The sequence below is a fragment of the Pseudomonas sp. ITEM 17296 genome (genome assembly GCF_028895205.1).
Taxonomy (GTDB): domain Bacteria; phylum Pseudomonadota; class Gammaproteobacteria; order Pseudomonadales; family Pseudomonadaceae; genus Aquipseudomonas; species Aquipseudomonas kermanshahensis.
Genome location: NZ_WJRS01000007.1, coordinates 140,183 through 157,928, shown reverse-complemented (window position 1 = coordinate 157,928; position 17,746 = coordinate 140,183). Strand labels below are relative to the sequence as shown.

Sequence of the window (17,746 nt, the reverse complement as noted above, 5' to 3'; positions counted from 1 at the left end):
CCAGCCCGAAGCCTTAATCTTCAAATGTTACCCAAGGAGACCGTATCGATGTACGTTCTGTTTGTGGGCTTGCGGCTGAGGTTTGGTGAAACGATCCATGTGATAAAGGTACGAAATTGTCGAGTATGCTTCTATACTTGATGACCTTTGAAACTAATCTTATGTATCTAAGGCTTTCATCAAATTCTAGTAATGCTCCGTAATCAAGCTTTGAAGTCCTGTTTGCTGTGTGTTCTTCGAAATTGGCTGTTGTTAGTCTATCTAAGGCAATTTCCTTTAAGTGCTCAAGTCTAGTTTCTGCTTCTGGAATTTTATAAATCGCCTTTAGCACATCTATAGACATCTCTGGGTCATCGGCGATGGTGGAGTACTTATCCAGTACAGGGTATTTGTCAATCGCGCTTCGAGCCTTAGTGCGGTAATAAGTCTTCGGCTTTGAAAATGCAACCTTGATACGCTCGAGGATATGCCCTGAAGGGTCATGACGGTTTATAGGATCCCCCTTGCAATAGGCGTACGCGTTCAGGGTGCGGCTCCCGAATGGGCTGAAGCTGTCAGGGGAGAGGAACCGCATCATTTTCGGGTTAAATCCCCGGTAACCGTTGCCAAGGAGATAGCAGTTCGTGATGTCATCGTAGCGCTGCCCTGTGAATCCCATAAGAGAGGCTGTACTGTGGAGGGGCTTGCTATGCCCGTAGGCGGTATACGCAAGCTTGTGAGTACTGTCGCGACGGGAATGGTTCAGTACCGAAGATTGTAAATCCACGGCCAATAATGAAATCCTGGCCGAGCTTCCCTCTGAGCGCTGCTCTGCCATTGGCGTTTTTGAAACTGAAAGCACCGTCACTGCATGATCACTGGCAATTTGCGAAGCCAGTTGTCCATCCTTGTAAAATAAATGCTGCTTTCTGTTCTGAGACATGGTCAGCCTGCGGCGCGGAGCGTAATTAATTGAGGCTACCCTCAGGCAAAGTGGGCTGGCGCGCAACTGGTAGAATTGCCAGTTGCCTACAGGCGCAAGATAAGTATGCCGACAGTGTTAGCCCTTTCGCGGGCAAGCCCGCTCCCACAGGTTTTCACCGGTTCGAAGGCAGTGAAAGTCGTGTGGGAGCGGGCTTGCCCGCGAAAGGGCCGCTACAGGGGATTACATCAACTCCGAATAAACGCCAGCAAATCCGCATTGATCACATCGGCATGGGTGGTCGGCATGCCGTGCGGATACCCTTTGTAGGTCTTCAGCGTGCCATTAGGCAGCAACTTTGCCGACAACGGGCCCGCGTTCTCGTAAGGCACGATCTGGTCATCGTCACCGTGCATTACCAGCACCGGCTGGGTGATGCGCTTGAGGTCCTCGGTGAAGTCAGTCTGCGAAAACGCCACGATGCCGTCGTAGTGCGCCTTGGCACTGCCGATCATGCCTTGGCGCCACCAGTTGCCGATGATGCCTTCCGACGGTTTGGCCCCGGGTCGGTTGTAACCGTAGAAAGGCCCCGTGGGCACGTCGCGGTAGAACTGCGCCCGGTTACTCGCGACCTGGGCTTGGAAGCCGTCGAAGACCGACTTGGGCAGGCCGCCTGGGTTGGCCGGTGTCTGCACCATCAGTGGCGGCACTGCTGCAATCAGTACCGCCTTGGCCACCTTGTCGCCGGGGTAGCGTGCCATGTAGCGCACCACTTCGCCGCCACCCGTGGAATGGCCGACATGCACGGCGCCCTGGATGCCCAGGTGGTCGACCACGGCGGCTACGTCATCGGCGTAGTGGTCCATGTCATGGCCATCCCACACCTGGCTGGAGCGCCCATGGCCGCGGCGGTCGTGGGCGACTACGCGAAAGCCCTGGGCCAGGAAGAACAGCAACTGGGCATCCCAGTCATCGGCACTGAGCGGCCAGCCATGGTGAAAGTGAATGACCGGCGCGTCGCGCGGGCCCCAGTCTTTGTAGAAGATCTGAACGCCATCCTTCGTGGTTACGTAGCTCATGGTCGCGTCTCCTCTGTGCAGGGGATTGCCAAGTGAGCTATTGAGAATAGGAGAGATTTCTGTGTTGTCAGTACTGGCCTCTTCGCGGAGCAAGCCCGCTCCCACAGGAATACCACCGTCTCTAACCTGCTAGTAAACCTGTGGGAGTGAGCTATTGAGAATAGGAGGGATTTCTGTGTTGTCAGTACTGGCCTCTTCGCGGGACAAGCCCGCTCCCACAGGAATACCACCGTCTCTAACCTGGTAGTAAACCTGTGGGAGTGAGCTATTGAGGATAGGAGGGATTTCTGTGTTGTCAGTACTGGCCTCTTCGCGGGGCAAGCCCGCTCCCACAGGAATACCACCGTCTCTAACCTGCTAGTAAACCTGTGGGAGTGAGCTATTGAGAGTAGGAGAGATTTCTGTGTTGTCAGTACTGGCCTCTTCGCGGGGCAAGCCCGCTCCCACAGGTATATCACCGTCTTTAACCTGGTAGTAAACCTGTGGGAGCGGGCTTGCCCCGCGAAAGGGTCGGCACTGGCAGTCAAGCCATTACAGGAACCAGCGGTACTCCCTGGCGCTGACTTCTTGCATGAATGCCAGGTGGTCTTGCCGCTTGTTCTCGCAATACACCATCACGAATTCTTCCCCCAGCCCCTCATTCACTGCGGGGTGGCTGCGCATCGCGGTGACTGCGCTGAGCATGTCCTTGGGGAAGTCGATGCCGCTGCCGCGGTCTTCGTTCAGCGGTGTGATCGGCTCCTGCGCCGCATCCAGCCCATGCTCCATCCCGCACAGGATCGCCGCCAGCACCAGGTAGGGGTTGGCATCCGCGCCAGCCAGACGATGCTCAATGCGCAAGTTGCGTACATCGGACTCGGGAATGCGTATGCACGCATCGCGGTCTTCATAGCCCCAACTCGCACGGCTGGCGGCGTTGACCATGGCGCCGTAGCGACGGAACGCATTGTGGTTGGCTGCAAAGATCGGCATGCAGTGCGGCAGGACCGCCAGGCAGCCCGCCACCGCATGGCGCAGCGGGCGTTGCCCATCGGCAGCCAGCAGGTTGTTGCCGTCGTTGTCGTACAGGCTGACGTGTACATGCATGCCGCTACCAGGGGCGTGCAGGTAGGGTTTGCTCATGAACGAAGCACGCAGCCCGTGCTTGAGCGCCACGCCACGGGTGCTGCGGCAGAACAGGGCAGCCCAGTCGGCGGCGCGCAGGCCGTCGTCGCAGTGGCCGAAATTGATCTCGAACTGGCCCGGCCCCAGCTCGGCCGTGATGACGTTGGCATCCACACCTTGCGCGTTGGCTGTTTCGACCATGTCGCGCAGCACGTCGCTGAAGCGTGACAGGCGCTCGATGTGCATGTTGGGCTGATCGTCCGGGTCATCGCTGAACGGGTCGCGGGGGAACTGCGGCAGCCCTTCCTTCAGTGCCCGCTCGAACAGGTAAAACTCCAGCTCGAACGCCACCACCGGGCGAATGCCACGTCGTGCCAGGCGTTGCAGTACGCGGGCGAGCACTTCCCGGGGCTCGAACTCGATGGGGGCGGCAGTGCCGTCGGAGCTGATCAGCATCTGCCCCAGCGGCTCGCGCTCCCAGGTGACTGGTTTGAGGGTGCCGGGGATCAGGCGCCGCACGGCATCCGGGTCACCGTCGCTGAAACAGTAGTCACCAATCTGGAACAACCCGCCCTGTACCCCTAGCAACACGCAGTTCTGCGGTAGTTTCAGCGGGCTGCCGGCGGCGACCTTTTCCAGCATGTCGACGGGGTAACGCTTGCCGTAGAAATGCCCGGGGATGTCCAGGCTCAGCAGGTCGACATGGCGTACTTCGGGGTAGCGGGCACGGAAGGCGCGTACTTCACTGAGCAGATCGGGAAAACCTGTTGTGATGGTCATGCTGTGCTCTCATCGGAAGACCCAGAGAACCCGGGTCGTCTGGTCGGTCAGGTTGGCGTAGCGGAACTGGCTGTGTGGCGGCAGCTGAAAGCTGTCGTTGCGCCGGAGCGTGACGGCCTCGGCGTGGCCATCGCGCCACAGCGTCAGCTCACCTTCGAGGACGAAACCGCCTTGCTCGGAACTGTCGTTCAGGTGCCCCTCGCCACTGCTGGCGCCGGGCGCCAAGTGGCTTTCGAGCATGGAAAAGCCGCCATTCAAGGTAGGCGACACCAGCACGTCGCTGATGCCTTCGGCGTAGTAGATGGTGCGCCGCTCGCCCGGTCGGGTAACCCAGTCCAGCGGCCGGGGTTGGCCGGCCTGGTAGAAGTAGGTGGTCGGTACGTGCAGCGCTTCACTGATTGCGGTCAGGTCGGCCACGGTCGGCCGTGACAAGCCGCGCTCGACCTGGGACAGAAACCCCAGTGAGCGCTTGACCTTGCCGGCCAGCTCGTCGAGCGTCAGCCCGCGGTGCTTGCGCAGGTCGCGAATCAGCAGCGCCAGTGTTTGAACTTCATCAGACATGGTCGCGCAACCTGTACCAAGCTTTGGCTGCGGCTTCCAGCGGTGCGGCCATCAAGTCGCCGCCTGGGAAGCGGCCGTTATCGATACCCTGGTACAGCGTCAGCAGGTCATCGTTGCCAAGGATCGCATCGCTGACCGCCCGCGCCCCGGCCAGGGTCGGCAGCACGCCGTGGCCCGAGAAGCCTTGTAACCAATAGCGCTCGCCGTCCCGGCCGATGTCGGGGGTGCGCTGGATGCTGCAGTCGATGTGGCCGCCCCAGGCATAGTCGATGGCCACGCCGGCCAACTGCGGGAACACCCGTTCAAGGTAGGGGCGGGTGGCGCTGGCCACATCCTTGGGGATGCCGCCCAGGTAGGTGCAGCCGCCGCCGAACAGTAGGCGGTTATCGGGGGTAAGGCGGAAATAGTCGGGTACGAACTGGTTGTCGATCACGCAGCTGTTGCGCGGCAACAATGACTTGGCGACGTCAGCTTCCAGGGGCGCGGTGGCGACCTGGTAGGAGCCGACAGGCAGCAAGCGGCGCGACAGGGCCGGGTCGAGGCGGTCGATGTACGCGTTGCAGGCCAGTACCAGGATTTGGCTGTGTACCTCGCCATGCTCAGTGCGGGTCACATAACCGTTGCCGGTCTGCTGGTAGCCGAGCACCTGGCTTTGCTCGAAAATGTGGCCACCGGCTGCCTCGATAGTGCTGGCAAGGCCTTGGGCGAGCTTGAGGGGGTTGAGGTGGGCGCCTTTGGCGTCATACAGCGCGGCTTGGTAGCGTGGGCTGTCGATCCACTGGGGCAGCTCGTCGCGCCCTATCAGGCGCAGGGCGTCATAGCCCCATTTGGTTTCGGCGTCGTGCAGGGCTTCTTCAATCATTTTTACGCGGCGCGGCAGCACGGCTGTCCATAAGCTGCCAAGCCGGTAGTCGATATCGAAGCCATGGCGCTGTGGCAGCTCACGCATTTCATCGGCGGCCCAGCACATGCTGTCCCACAAGCGCCGGGTGCGTTCTACACCAAGGGCCTTCTCCAGCGGTGGCATGTCGCACGACCAGCCCAGCAACGCCTGGCCGCCGTTGCGCCCGGAAGCGGCCCACGCCACACGGCTGGCTTCCAGCAACGTGACACGCTTGCCGGCCATGGCCAGTCTCAGGGCGGTGTGCAGGCCGCTGAAATCTGCGCCGACAATGAGGATATCGGTGTCGTGGCGGCCTTGCAGGGTGGGGCGCAGGGGAATGCGGGTGGGGTACGTCTGGGCGTAATAGCTGGCGATGTGTTGCGCGGATTGCTTGAACATGCCGGTGCCTCATGAAAATTATTGTGATTATTTTCATGAAAATCTAGCAGGTAAATTTCACGGCGCCAGTTTGCTGGTCGGGTTTTATGGTTTACCTGTGTTTTGGTGCTGCCTGTGCTGGCCCTTTCGCGGGCAAGCCCGCTCCTACAGATACAGCGCAGGCTTCAGGTCGCTGCCTTTTTACGAGGTTGCCTTGGCTTGCCTGCTGCTGGTTTGCTTCCGGTGGCTTTACTTTTGCCGCCGCCCCGGCGCTTCTTTTTCCAAGGTGGTGCGGCGCCGGCCGCAGGCGCGGTAATGGTCATGCGCATGCCGCTGCAGCGTTCGACCAGCTTGCCCATCCAGGCCGACTGCCGGGCGACGAACTCTTCCAGGCTCATTTCACCGCTCTGCACCATGTCCAGTGCCTGCTCCCAGATGGCCGTGGTCCCGGGGTCGGCAATGGCCCTGGGTACGGCGTCGATGAGGCTGAAGGCTGCGGGCGTCGCGGACAAGGCCTTGCCGTTCTTGACCAGATAACCACGGTCGAGCAGGCCCTGGATGATGCTGGCCCGTGTCGCTTCGGTGCCGATGCCCGTGGTTTCCTTGAGCTTCCGCTTCAACCGCGGGTCATCTACCAGTTTGGCGACGTTTTTCATGGCCTTGATCAGGTCGCCTTCGGTAAAGGGCTTGGGTGGCTGGGTCCACATGTCCTTGAGTTGCAGCCCTTGTACGTTGCAGTCCTGGCCTTCGCGCAGGGCTGGCAGAACCTGGGCCGGCGGCGCCTCGCGGCCTTTTGCCGGGGCCAGCGCCTCGGGCAAGGCACGGCGCCAGCCAGGCTCGACGATTTGCTTACCCACGGCACGCAAGGCATGGCCTGCACAGTCGAAATCGGCCTGGGTGCGGTCGTACTCGTGGTTGGGCAGGAACTGCGCCAGGTAACGGGCACGGATGAGGGTATAGACCGCCTTGTACTTGGCGGGCAGGCGCGAGGGGTCGCTGGCCGCGGCAGTGGGGATGATGCCGTGGTGGGCACTGACCTTGGCGTCGTTCCAGGCGCGGGAGCGCCGCTGGGGCTCCAGGTGAGCCTGCAGCGGCGCCAGGCTGGCATCGGCGCGCTGCAGGGCGGCAAGGATGGCGGGGGCCTCGGCGTGCTGGCTCAGCGGCAGGTAACCACAGTCGCTGCGCGGGTACGTGATCAGCTTGTGGGTTTCGTACAGGGCCTGGGCGATGTCGAGGGTTTCCTGGGCGCCGAAGCCGAACTTCTTTGAGCACAGCTCCTGCAGGGTGCCCAGGTCGAAGGGCAGGGGGGCGGCTTCGCGTACGCGTTCAGTCGCCACCTTGGCCACGCGGGCAGTGCCCGCATTGCCCATGTCGGCGGCAGCCTGTTGCGCCAGCGCCTGGTTGAGGCACCGGCCCTGGTCGTCACAGGCATCTTCCGGGGCCCGCCACTGGGCATTGAAGCTCTGGCCGGCCTGTTCGAGTTGCACGTCGATGGCCCAGAACGGCACGGGGACGAAGTCGGCGATGCTGCGGTCACGGTCCACCACCAGGCGCAGGGTCGGGGTCTGTACCCGGCCTACCGGCAGTACGCCCTGGTAGCCGGATTGGCGCCCGAGCAAGGTGAACAGCCGGCTCATGTTCATGCCGATCAGCCAGTCGGCGCGGGAGCGGCCCAGCGCCGAGTGATAAAGGCTGAAGGTTTCCTGGCCCGGCAGCAGGCGTGCCAGGGCCTTGCGGATGGAGGCTTCATCGAGGGCCGACAGCCACAGGCGCTGGATCGGCCCGCGGTAACGGCAGTGCTCGACCAGTTCGCGGGCGATCATTTCGCCTTCGCGGTCGGCGTCGGTGGCGATGACCAGCTCGCGCGCCTCGCCTAGTAGGCGTTTGACGGCCTTGAACTGGCTGGCGGTCTTGGGCTTGACCAGCATCTTCCATTTTTCGGGAATGATCGGCAGGTCGGCGAGGTTCCAGCGCTTGTAGCGTTCGTCATAACTGTCGGGCGGGGCGGTTTCGAGCAGGTGGCCGATGCACCAGGTGACGCAGACGTCGGTGCCTTGCCAGCAGCCGTCGGCCTTGCGGTTGGCGCCGAGCACTTTGGCGATGTCTTTTGCCTGGGAGGGTTTTTCGCAGAGGAACAGACGCATGGCCGAGCACGCTTCATCGGGGGTGATGGGCACTAGGATGCGCAAGCAGGGGCGCAGAGGCAAGTTTTATCTGGATGGATGTACAGGTTTTTGTCAGTGGAGATGTATTGTCTTTGCTGGCCTCTTCGCGGGGCAAGCCCGCTCCCACAAGCCCTCCACTGCATTCAGGATCAGTGCAAGACTTGTGGGAGCGGGCTAGCCCCGCGAAGGGGTCAGTGAAACCACTGCTTATGGATCAGGCGCGCGAGTCGCGCACCATGTCCACATGCGGGATACCGGCTTCAAGGAACTCTTCGCTGACTACGCGAAAGCCCAAGCGCTCGTAAAACGGCGTGGCGTGTACCTGGGCACTGAGCATCTGCTGCTTCAGGTCGCTGTTCTGGGCCTCGACTATGACCGCATTCATCAGTGCATCGCCAACCTTCAGGCCGCGCCAGTCCTTGAGCACCGAGACCCGGCCAATGGTGCCGTCAGGCAGCAGGCGGGCGGTACCGATCGGGTAGTCACCCTCCAGGGCCAAGAAGTGCACCGCGGTCGGATCGTCCGAATCCCACTCAAGCTCCGGTGGTACGTGCTGTTCGGCAATGAACACCGCCTCACGGATGCGGCGGATGTCGGCGTTGTCCTTATGCCAGTCGGCGAGGCGCACACGAATCTTATTCATTGGCGAATCCCAGGCTTCCTTGTTTGATCAGCTGCTGTACCAGCATAAGGCCATCTTCATCCTGCAGCCACTCTGCAAGGTTTTCGATGTGTAACGCATCGGCAGCACAGACCAGCTTCAGCAGCTCACGCAGTTTGGCCGGCAATGGGCAGCTGCGGCCGCTGGCGAACAGCATCAGGTCGTCGTTGAGCTCGGACCAGGCCATGCGCGCGCTTGGGTTGCGGATCAGGATGGCGCCATCTTCCAGCGCTTCGATCAGCTGTTCCTCAGTGAGCTCTTCACCCACGACCTGCTCCGGGTAGCGCGGCTCGGTCATGAACTGGCCGAACCAGGTCAGCAGCAGGTCTTTGTCACCCATGTGCTTGTCGAGCAGGCCTTTGAGGCGGTCGAGGGCGTCGTGCTGGATCTGGTGCGGGTCGCTGACCGGCTGGGCGTCGGCGTCGCTGTAGCGCTCTTCGTCCGGCAGGAACTGGCCGAGGAAGTCGGTGAAGTGGGTCAGCACTTCGGCAGCGCTTGGCGCGCGGAAGCCGACCGAGTAGGTCAGGCAGTCGTCTTCGGCTACGCCGTAGTGGGCCAGGCGCGGCGGCAGGTAGAGCATGTCGCCAGGTTCCAGGGTCCACTCACCGCTCTGTTCGAAGTCGGCGAGGATGCGCAGGTCGGCGTGCTCGATCAGCGGGCTGTCGCTGTTGCACATCTGGCCGATCTTCCAGTTGCGCTTGCCGTGGCCTTGCAGCAGGAACACGTCGTAGTTGTCGAAGTGCGGGCCGACGCTGCCACCCGGGGCTGCGAAGCTGACCATCACGTCGTCGATGCGCCAGCTGGGCAGGAAGCGGAATTCTTCCAGCAGTTCGGCCACTTCAGGGACGAACTGGTCCACGGCCTGTACCAGCAAGGTCCAGTCACGCTCGGGCAGGGTGGCGAAGACTTCTTCTTCGAACGGGCCGCGGCGCAGCTCCCACGGGCGCTCGCCGTGTTCGAGCACCAGGCGCGATTCGACTTCTTCTTCAAGCGCCAGGCCGGCCAGTTCGTCGGGCTCGATCGGGCTGATGAAGTCGGGGAAGGCCTGGCGTACCAGCAGGGGCTTCTTCTGCCAGTAGTCGCGCATGAATTCGCGGGCCGAGATGCCGCCCAGCAGCTGCAGTGGAGTATCAGGATTCATGTTCAACCTATTGAAAAAACGTAATTTTCGTACGGGAATAAAAACGCCCGGCTAAGCCGGGCGTTGAACGCGACGGTCAGCTTAGATGCGTTTGGCCTGCGCTGCCGCGTTACCGATGTAAGTGGCAGGGGTCAGCTGCTTGAGCTCGGCCTTGGCGTCGGCTGGCATGTCCAGGCCGTCGATGAAGGTCAGCAGCGCCTCAGGGGTGATGCCCTTGCCACGGGTCAGCTCTTTGAGCTTCTCGTACGGGTTCTCGATGTTGAAGCGGCGCATGACGGTCTGGATTGGCTCGGCCAGGACTTCCCAGCAGGCGTCCAGGTCGGCGGCGATACGTGCGGTGTTGACTTCCAGCTTGCCGATGCCCTTCAGGCTGGCTTCGTAGGCGATGACGCTGTGAGCGAAGCCCACGCCCAGGTTGCGCAGCACGGTGGAGTCGGTCAGGTCGCGCTGCCAGCGCGAGATCGGCAGCTTGCTGGCCAGGTGCTGGAACAGCGCGTTGGCGATACCCAGGTTGCCTTCGGAGTTCTCGAAGTCGATCGGGTTGACCTTGTGCGGCATGGTCGACGAGCCGATTTCACCGGCGACGGTCTTCTGCTTGAAGTAGCCCAGGGAGATGTAGCCCCAGACGTCGCGGTCGAAGTCGATGAGGATGGTGTTGAAGCGGGCGATCGCGTCGAACAGCTCGGCGATGTAGTCGTGCGGCTCGATCTGCGTGGTGTACGGGTTGAACTGCAGGCCCAGCTCGTCTTCGATGAAGGCGCGGGCGTTGGCTTCCCAGTCGATCTGCGAGTAGGCCGACAGGTGGGCGTTGTAGTTGCCCACGGCGCCGTTGATCTTGCCCAGCAGTGGCACGGCGGCTACCTGAGCGATCTGGCGCTCCAGGCGGTACACGACGTTGGCCAGCTCTTTGCCCAGGGTGGTCGGCGAAGCCGGTTGGCCGTGGGTGCGCGACAGCATCGGCACGTCGGCCAAGGCGTGGGCCTGGGCGCGGATGGCGTCGGCGATCTGGCGCATCAGCGGCAGCAGCACGTCGTCGCGGCCAGCGCGCAGCATCAGGGCGTGGGACAGGTTGTTGATGTCCTCGCTGGTGCAGGCGAAGTGGATGAACTCGCTAACCTTGGCCAGCTCAGGCAGTTGGGCAGCCTGCTCTTTGAGCAGGTACTCGATGGCCTTGACGTCGTGGTTGGTGGTGCGCTCGATTTCCTTGACGCGTTCGGCGTGCTCGAGCTTGAAGTCGGTGGCCAGGGTGTCCAGCAGGGCGTTGGCTTCGGCGGAGAACGCCGGCACTTCGCCGATCTGCGGGTGGGCGGCCAGGCGCTGCAACCAGCGCACTTCGACCAGGGCGCGGAAACGGATCAGGCCGTATTCGCTGAAAATGGGGCGCAAGGCCTGGGTTTTGCCGGCATAACGGCCGTCTACAGGGGAAACCGCAGTGAGCGAGGAAAGCTGCATGGGGTGTTCTCGGACAGTCAGGCTTTTGGAAGGGCGCATATCATACATGAAAAATGCGCCTGGGTCGGGTGGCTGACCAAAGGTCGGGCCTATAAAAACATCTCGCAGTGCCTTTGTGGGAGCGGCCTTGTGTCGCGAAAGGGCTGCGCGGCAGCCCCGGCAATCTTTGAGAGGCTGGGGCTGCTGTGCAGCCCATTCGCAGCGCAAGGCTGCTCCTACAAGGGTCGGCGTTGCCTTCAGGAAGGCGTACGCATCATGTCGTACAGTTCGTTTAGTAGCTTGCGACGGCTGAACACCAGCTGCCAGCGATGGCCGCCCAGCTGGCGCCACAGGCGCGCGGCGCGGATGCCGGCCAGCAGCAGGGCGCGGATTTTGGAGGCATTGCTGGCCTGCTGCAGGAAGCGCATGTCGCCGTGTACCTGGATACGCTGGCGCAAGGTGCTCAGGGTGTCCTGGTACAAGGCGCCACTGGAGGCGATGACGTTTTCATGAACCAGGCCAAAATGGTCGGCCTGTGACTGGATTTGCGGCAGGCGGTTACCGATGGTGTCGAGCAGGTCGCCGCGCTTGGCCAGTTGGCGTTCCAGGCCCAACATGGACAGGGCATAGCGCAGGGGCTCGCGCTGCAGGCTGCTGGGGTCGCGCTCCAGGGCGCCGACCAGGGCGCGGTAGCCGTCCCGCAGGTTGAGGTCGTCACCGCCGAACACCTCCAGGGTGTCCTTGGGGTCGCGCACCAGCAGGCTACCCAGCATGCAGCCGATGTTGGCCTCGCTGGCCTGGCCGGTGCGGGCGATGCGGTCGACCAGCACGGCGGCCTGGAACACGCCGCCCAGGGCAATCAATTGCTCCTGCAGGTTGCTCATGCGCGCGGGCTCCAGGGCTCGGCAGTCTCGATCACGCCGCCGCCCAGGCACACCTCACCGTCATAGAACACCACCGACTGGCCTGGGGTGACCGCGCGTTGCGGTTCGTCGAACACGGCGCGGTAACCGCTCTCGGTCAGTTCCAGGGTGCAGTGCTGGTCGCTCTGGCGGTAGCGCACCTTGGCGGTGAGCTTGCGCGGGCTGCTGAGGTCGATCGGGTTGACCCAGTAGATTTCCGAGGCGAGCAGGGCGCGGGAGAACAGCCAAGGGTGTTCATTGCCCTGGCCGACCACCAACACATTGCGGGCCAGGTCCTTGTGCAGCACGTACCACGGCTCGTCGCCAGCGTCCTTCAGGCCGCCGATACCCAGGCCCTGGCGCTGGCCGATGGTGTGGTACATCAGGCCATGGTGGCGGCCGATGACTTCGCCGTCGGTGGTCTGGATTTCACCGGGCTGGGCGGGCAGGTACTGCTTGAGGAAGTCGCTGAAGCGGCGCTCGCCGATGAAGCAGATACCGGTGGAGTCTTTTTTCTTGGCGGTGGCCAGGCCATGCTTTTCGGCAATGGCGCGCACCTCTGGCTTTTCCAGCTCGCCGACCGGGAACAGGGTGCGGGCGATTTCTTTGCCGCCAACCGCATGCAGGAAGTAGCTCTGGTCCTTGTTCGGGTCCAGCCCCTTGAGCAGTTCGGTGAGCGCGCCGGTGTCGCGACGGCGCACGTAGTGGCCGGTGGCGATCAGGTCGGCGCCCAGCGACAGGGCGTAGTCGAGGAACGCCTTGAACTTGATTTCGCGGTTGCAGAGGATGTCCGGGTTGGGCGTGCGGCCGGCTTTGTACTCTTCGAGGAAGTGCTCGAACACGTGGTCCCAGTACTCGGCGGCGAAGTTGGCGGTGTGCAGCTTGATGCCGATGCGGTCGCACACGGCCTGGGCGTCGGCCAGGTCTTCACGGGCTGTGCAGTATTCGGTGCCGTCGTCCTCTTCCCAGTTCTTCATGAACAGCCCTTCCACCTGGTAGCCCTGCTCCATGAGCAGAAGGGCGGAGACGGAGGAGTCCACGCCGCCGGACATGCCGACGATGACGCGGGTCTTGGCGGGGTCTTTGAGTGCTGGGCTGGTCATGGCTACCGATGTGTATCAGAGGGGAAAAACGCCGATTCTATCAAACCCGAGGCTGCACGTCAGTCGCGCAGCAGCGTGAGGCTGTGCAGCGGGCCGGCGAGGTAGTCGTCGAGGCAGCGCGGTACCAGCTCGCTGCGCCAGCGGGTGGGGTCGGCCAGCAGCTCGTCGCGGGTCAGCCAGACGGCGCGGACGATGTCGCTGTCCAGTGCAAGGTCGGCATGGTGGCGCACGGGGCGGGCGGCGAAGCAGATGCGCTGGTAGGTCACGCCATTGCTGGGGGCGGTGTACAGGTAGATGCCGACGACGCCGGTCAGTTCGACTTCCCAGGCGGTTTCTTCGAGGGTTTCGCGCAGGGCAGCCTGGGGCAGGGTTTCGTTGGGTTCGAGGTGGCCGGCGGGTTGGTTGAAGACGTGCTGGCCGGCTTTGAATTCTTCGACGAACAGGAATTTACCTTCGTGCTCGACGAGGGTGGCGACGGTGATGTGGGGTTGCCAGGTCATTGAAGTGTCCTTGTCGATTGCCGGGACCGCGTTGCGGTCCATCGCCGGCAAGCCAGCTCCCACAGGTGATGCATACATCTCAGGGTATGCACATTGCCTGTGGGAGCTGGCTTGCCGGCGATGGGCTGCAAAGCGGCCCCCAAGATCCAGAAAGCACAAACCCCGGTGCGTGGCCGGGGTTTGTGGGGTTACTTCAAGCGGACCTTACAGGGCGGCAATGGCGCTGTTGAAGGTCTGGCTTGGGCGCATCACCTTGGCGGTCAGCTCGGCATTCGGGGCGTAGTAGCCACCGATGTCGGCCGGCTTGCCTTGAACGGCGTTGAGCTCGGCGACGATGGTCGCTTCGTTCTCGGCCAGGGCTTTTGCCAGCGGTGCGAAGCGCGCCTGCAGGGCGGCGTCGTCAGCCTGAGCAGCCAGGGCCTCGGCCCAGTACAGGGTCAGGTAGAAGTGGCTGCCGCGGTTGTCGATACCACCGACTTTGCGCGAAGGCGACTTGTTGGTGTCGAGGAACTTGCCGGTGGCCTGGTCCAGGGTGTTGGCCAGGACTTTGGCGCGCGGGTTGTCGTAGGTGTTGCCCAGGTGCTCCAGGGAAGCGGCCAGGGCCAGGAATTCACCCAGCGAGTCCCAACGCAGGAAGTTCTCTTCAACCAGCTGCTGCACGTGCTTCGGTGCCGAACCGCCAGCGCCGGTTTCGAACAGGCCACCGCCGTTCATCAGCGGGACGATCGACAGCATCTTGGCGCTGGTGCCCAGCTCCATGATCGGGAACAGGTCGGTCAGGTAGTCGCGCAGCACGTTGCCGGTCACCGAGATGGTGTCCTTGCCTTCGCGGATGCGAGCCAGGGAGAACTTGATGGCATCGACCGGTGCCAGGACACGGATGTCCAGGCCAGCGGTGTCGTGATCCTTCAGGTACTTCTGGACTTTCTCGATCATCACGCCGTCGTGGGCGCGAGCCGGGTCCAGCCAGAACACCGCCGGGGTGTTGCTCAGGCGGGCACGGTTGACGGCCAGCTTGACCCAGTCTTGGATCGGCGCGTCTTTGGTCTGGCACATGCGGAAGATGTCACCAGCTTCGACGTTCTGCTGCAGCACGACCTGGCCTTTGCCGTCGACCACACGAACCACGCCATCGGCCTGGATCTGGAAGGTCTTGTCGTGGGAGCCGTACTCTTCGGCTTTCTGCGCCATCAGGCCAACGTTCGGCACGCTGCCCATGGTGGTCGGGTCGAAGGCACCGTTGACTTTGCAGTCTTCGATGGTGGCCTGGTAGATGCCGGCGTAGCAGCGGTCCGGGATGATCGCCTTGGCGTCTTGCAGCTCACCGGCGGTGTTCCACATCTTGCCCGAGTCACGGATCATGGCCGGCATCGAGGCGTCGACGATGACGTCGCTCGGCACGTGCAAGTTGGTGATGCCTTTGTCGGAGTTGACCATGGCCAAGGCCGGGCGAACGGCGTACAGGGCCTGGATGTCGGCTTCGATCTCGGCCTGCTTGTCAGCTGGCAGGTCCTTGATGCGGGCGTACAGGTCGCCGATGCCGTTGTTGGCGTTGAAGCCCACTTCAGCCAGTGCAGCGGCGTGCTTGGCCAGCACGTCGTTATAAAACTCTTCGACGATGACGCCGAACATGATCGGGTCGGAGACCTTCATCATGGTGGCTTTCAGGTGCACCGACAGCAGCACGCCGGAGGCCTTGGCATCGGCGATCTGCTCGGCGATGAAGGCTTTCAGGGCTTTGCGGCTCATGGTCGCGCAGTCGACGATTTCGGCAGCCTTGACCGCGGTCTTGGCTTTCAGGACGGTGGTGGTGCCGTCTTTGGCGACCAGCTCGATGCGCAGGCTGTCGTCAGCCTCGATCAGGGCAGCCTTTTCGCTGCCATAGAAGTCGCCTTGGGTCATGTGGGCAACGTGCGACTGCGAGTCGGCAGCCCAGGCGCCCATCTTGTGCGGGTGCTTGCGTGCGTAGTTCTTGACCGACAGCGGCGCGCGGCGGTCAGAGTTGCCTTCGCGCAGTACCGGGTTAACGGCGCTGCCTTTGATGCGGTCGTAACGGGCGCGAGATTCTTTTTCGGCCTCGGTGGACGGCTCGTCGGCGTAGTCAGGGATGTTGAAGCCCTTGCCTTGCAGTTCCTTGATCGCGGCCTTGAGCTGCGGTACCGAGGCGCTGATGTTCGGCAGCTTGATGATGTTCGCTTCAGGGGTGGTAGCCAGTTGGCCCAGTTCCGCCAGGTGATCGCCTACTTGCTTCTCGGCGCCCAGTTGCTCCGGGAATGCCGCGAGGATACGGCCGGCCAGGGAGATGTCGCGAGTTTCGACGGCGATGTCAGCGGAAGCGGTGAAGGCTTCGACGATCGGCAGCAGCGAGTAGGTGGCGAGGGCGGGGGCTTCGTCGGTGAAGGTATAGATGATCTTGGAACGGGTGGGCATGCGGGTTAACTCTCTATGTGCTGAGCGTACTCGAGTCTCGAGGTGCGCAGGGTAGGCGCTTCGCCCTGGCGACGCCATGAGCGGAAAGTCGAGAGGCTGCGAGCGGTGATGGTGGATGCATCAGTCGAGCGTCAAGTGCTGAGCTGCGGTAACAGCCCAGGCTTTGTGGCCGTTCTTGGCCAAGGGCGAGCCGCATTTTCCTAGGGATCGCCCCAATGACCCTTCGGTCGCGGCGGAGTATATCAAACCCTTTGGGCTAATCAGCAAGGCCAAGTGAGATCGGCGCCATTTATAAGACCAAAGACGTAGGGGCAATGTGGCGCGATGTCGCAGCCCTTGCAGGTCGGCAGATGTGGTTTAGGCTCATTGGATTGCAGGATGTCCAATCACACCCGAAAGCGGAGTAGTGCAAGCATGGGATACCAGAAAATCAAGGTTCCGACCGACGGCACCAAGATCACCGTCAATGCAGACCATTCGCTCAATGTGCCCGATAACCCCATCATTCCTTATATCGAAGGCGATGGGATTGGCGTCGATGTCTCGCCGGTGATGATCAAGGTCGTGGACGCCGCCGTGCAGAAGGCCTACGGCGGCAAGCGCAAGATTGCCTGGATGGAGGTGTACGCGGGCGAGAAGGCCACCCAGGTCTATGACCAGGACACCTGGCTGCCGCAGGAAACCCTTGATGCGGTGCGCGAGTACGTGGTGTCGATCAAAGGCCCGCTGACCACGCCGGTCGGGGGCGGTATCCGCTCGCTGAACGTGGCGTTGCGCCAGCAGCTTGACCTGTACGTGTGCCTGCGCCCGGTGGTGTGGTTCCAGGGCGTGCCGAGCCCGGTGAAAAAACCGGGCGATGTCGACATGGTGATCTTCCGCGAGAACTCCGAAGACATCTACGCCGGCATCGAATGGAAAGCCGGCTCGCCCGAGGCGAACAAGGTGATCAAGTTCCTCAAGGAGGAAATGGGCGTCACCAAGATCCGTTTCGACCAGGACTGCGGTATCGGCGTCAAACCCGTTTCCCGCGAGGGCACCAAGCGCTTGGTGCGCAAGGCTCTGCAATACGTGGTGGACAACGACCGCGAGTCGCTGACCCTGGTGCACAAGGGCAACATCATGAAGTTCACCGAAGGGGCCTTCAAGGATTGGGGCTACGAGGTGGCCCGTGACGAGTTTGCTGCCGAGCTGCTCGACGGCGGCCCCTGGATGAAGTTCAAAAACCCCAAGACTGGGCGTGAGGTCATCGTCAAGGATGCCATCGCCGACGCCATGCTCCAGCAGATCCTGCTGCGCCCAGCTGAATACGACGTGATCGCCACCCTCAACCTCAATGGCGACTACCTGTCCGACGCCCTGGCGGCAGAGGTGGGTGGTATTGGCATTGCGCCGGGTGCCAACCTGTCGGATACCGTGGCCATGTTCGAGGCCACCCACGGCACCGCGCCCAAGTACGCCGGGCAGGACAAGGTCAACCCGGGGTCAGTGATTCTGTCTGCAGAGATGATGCTGCGCCACATGGGCTGGACCGAGGCGGCCGACCTGATCATCAAGGGCACCAACGGCGCGATTGCCGCCAAGACCGTGACCTATGACTTCGAACGCCTGATGGACGGGGCGACGCTGGTGGGCAGCTCGGGCTTTGGCGATGAGATGATCAAGCATATGTGAGGCAAGAGAAAACCGGTCGCCTGGCTAAAGAGGCGACCGGTTTTTTCGTATACCCA

General features: G+C 62.3%; 14 protein-coding genes. 1 reads left to right on the top strand and 13 read right to left on the bottom strand.

Annotated features, from left to right (window positions below; all coding sequences use genetic code 11):
* Window positions 1-13 precede the first annotated feature (13 nt).
* The 13 genes from GIB19_RS11095 to GIB19_RS11035 all read right to left on the bottom strand — a co-directional run bounded on the left by GIB19_RS11095 (window position 14) and on the right by GIB19_RS11035 (window position 16,019).
* Window positions 14-922, bottom strand: a complete 909-nt coding sequence (locus tag GIB19_RS11095; RefSeq protein ID WP_274885961.1) for an RHS repeat-associated core domain-containing protein — start codon at window positions 920-922, stop codon at window positions 14-16.
* 227 nt (window positions 923-1,149) lie between these two features.
* Window positions 1,150-1,980 (bottom strand): alpha/beta fold hydrolase, encoded by an 831-nt coding sequence (locus GIB19_RS11090; protein WP_186681216.1) that lies wholly within the window; start codon window positions 1,978-1,980, stop codon window positions 1,150-1,152.
* Between the two features lie 531 nt (window positions 1,981-2,511).
* Window positions 2,512-3,858, bottom strand: coding sequence for a glutamine synthetase family protein (locus tag GIB19_RS11085; protein WP_274885999.1), 1,347 nt, complete (start codon window positions 3,856-3,858; stop codon window positions 2,512-2,514).
* A 15-nt stretch (window positions 3,859-3,873) separates the two neighbouring features.
* Window positions 3,874-4,425, bottom strand: a complete 552-nt coding sequence (locus GIB19_RS11080) for a helix-turn-helix domain-containing protein (protein WP_027592747.1) — start codon at window positions 4,423-4,425, stop codon at window positions 3,874-3,876.
* Window positions 4,418-5,707, bottom strand: a complete 1,290-nt coding sequence (locus GIB19_RS11075; RefSeq protein WP_274885959.1) for an NAD(P)/FAD-dependent oxidoreductase — start codon at window positions 5,705-5,707, stop codon at window positions 4,418-4,420. The genes GIB19_RS11080 and GIB19_RS11075 overlap by 8 nt, the downstream gene beginning before the upstream one ends.
* A gap of 164 nt (window positions 5,708-5,871) precedes the next feature.
* Entirely contained in the window at window positions 5,872-7,830 is a 1,959-nt protein-coding gene (locus GIB19_RS11070) for a DNA topoisomerase III (protein WP_274885998.1), read from the bottom strand.
* A 235-nt stretch (window positions 7,831-8,065) separates the two neighbouring features.
* Complete coding sequence (locus tag GIB19_RS11065) at window positions 8,066-8,494, bottom strand: GNAT family N-acetyltransferase (RefSeq protein WP_027592744.1); 429 nt, start codon at window positions 8,492-8,494, stop codon at window positions 8,066-8,068.
* Entirely contained in the window at window positions 8,487-9,653 is a 1,167-nt protein-coding gene (locus GIB19_RS11060; protein ID WP_027592743.1) for a ribosomal protein uL16 3-hydroxylase, read from the bottom strand. The genes GIB19_RS11065 and GIB19_RS11060 overlap by 8 nt, the downstream gene beginning before the upstream one ends.
* An 81-nt stretch (window positions 9,654-9,734) precedes the next feature.
* Window positions 9,735-11,105, bottom strand: coding sequence for an adenylosuccinate lyase (purB, locus tag GIB19_RS11055; protein ID WP_027592742.1), 1,371 nt, complete (start codon window positions 11,103-11,105; stop codon window positions 9,735-9,737).
* Between the two features lie 236 nt (window positions 11,106-11,341).
* Window positions 11,342-11,968 (bottom strand): high frequency lysogenization protein HflD, encoded by a 627-nt coding sequence (hflD, locus tag GIB19_RS11050; RefSeq protein ID WP_027592741.1) that lies wholly within the window; start codon window positions 11,966-11,968, stop codon window positions 11,342-11,344.
* Entirely contained in the window at window positions 11,965-13,089 is a 1,125-nt protein-coding gene (gene mnmA / locus GIB19_RS11045; RefSeq protein ID WP_027592740.1) for a tRNA 2-thiouridine(34) synthase MnmA, read from the bottom strand. The genes hflD and mnmA overlap by 4 nt, the downstream gene beginning before the upstream one ends.
* Before the next feature lie 59 nt (window positions 13,090-13,148).
* Window positions 13,149-13,589: an NUDIX hydrolase gene (locus tag GIB19_RS11040; RefSeq protein WP_027592739.1), complete on the bottom strand. Its 441-nt coding sequence runs from the start codon at window positions 13,587-13,589 to the stop codon at window positions 13,149-13,151.
* Between the two features lie 204 nt (window positions 13,590-13,793).
* Window positions 13,794-16,019 carry an NADP-dependent isocitrate dehydrogenase gene (locus tag GIB19_RS11035; protein ID WP_027592738.1) on the bottom strand — a complete coding sequence of 742 codons (2,226 nt, stop codon included), beginning with the start codon at window positions 16,017-16,019 and terminating at the stop codon, window positions 13,794-13,796.
* Between the two features lie 414 nt (window positions 16,020-16,433).
* Between GIB19_RS11035 and icd the strand changes: the two genes are divergently transcribed.
* A complete protein-coding gene (icd, locus tag GIB19_RS11030; protein WP_186703741.1) occupies window positions 16,434-17,690 on the top strand; it encodes an NADP-dependent isocitrate dehydrogenase in 1,257 nt (418 codons plus the stop codon).
* Window positions 17,691-17,746: the final 56 nt, after the last annotated feature.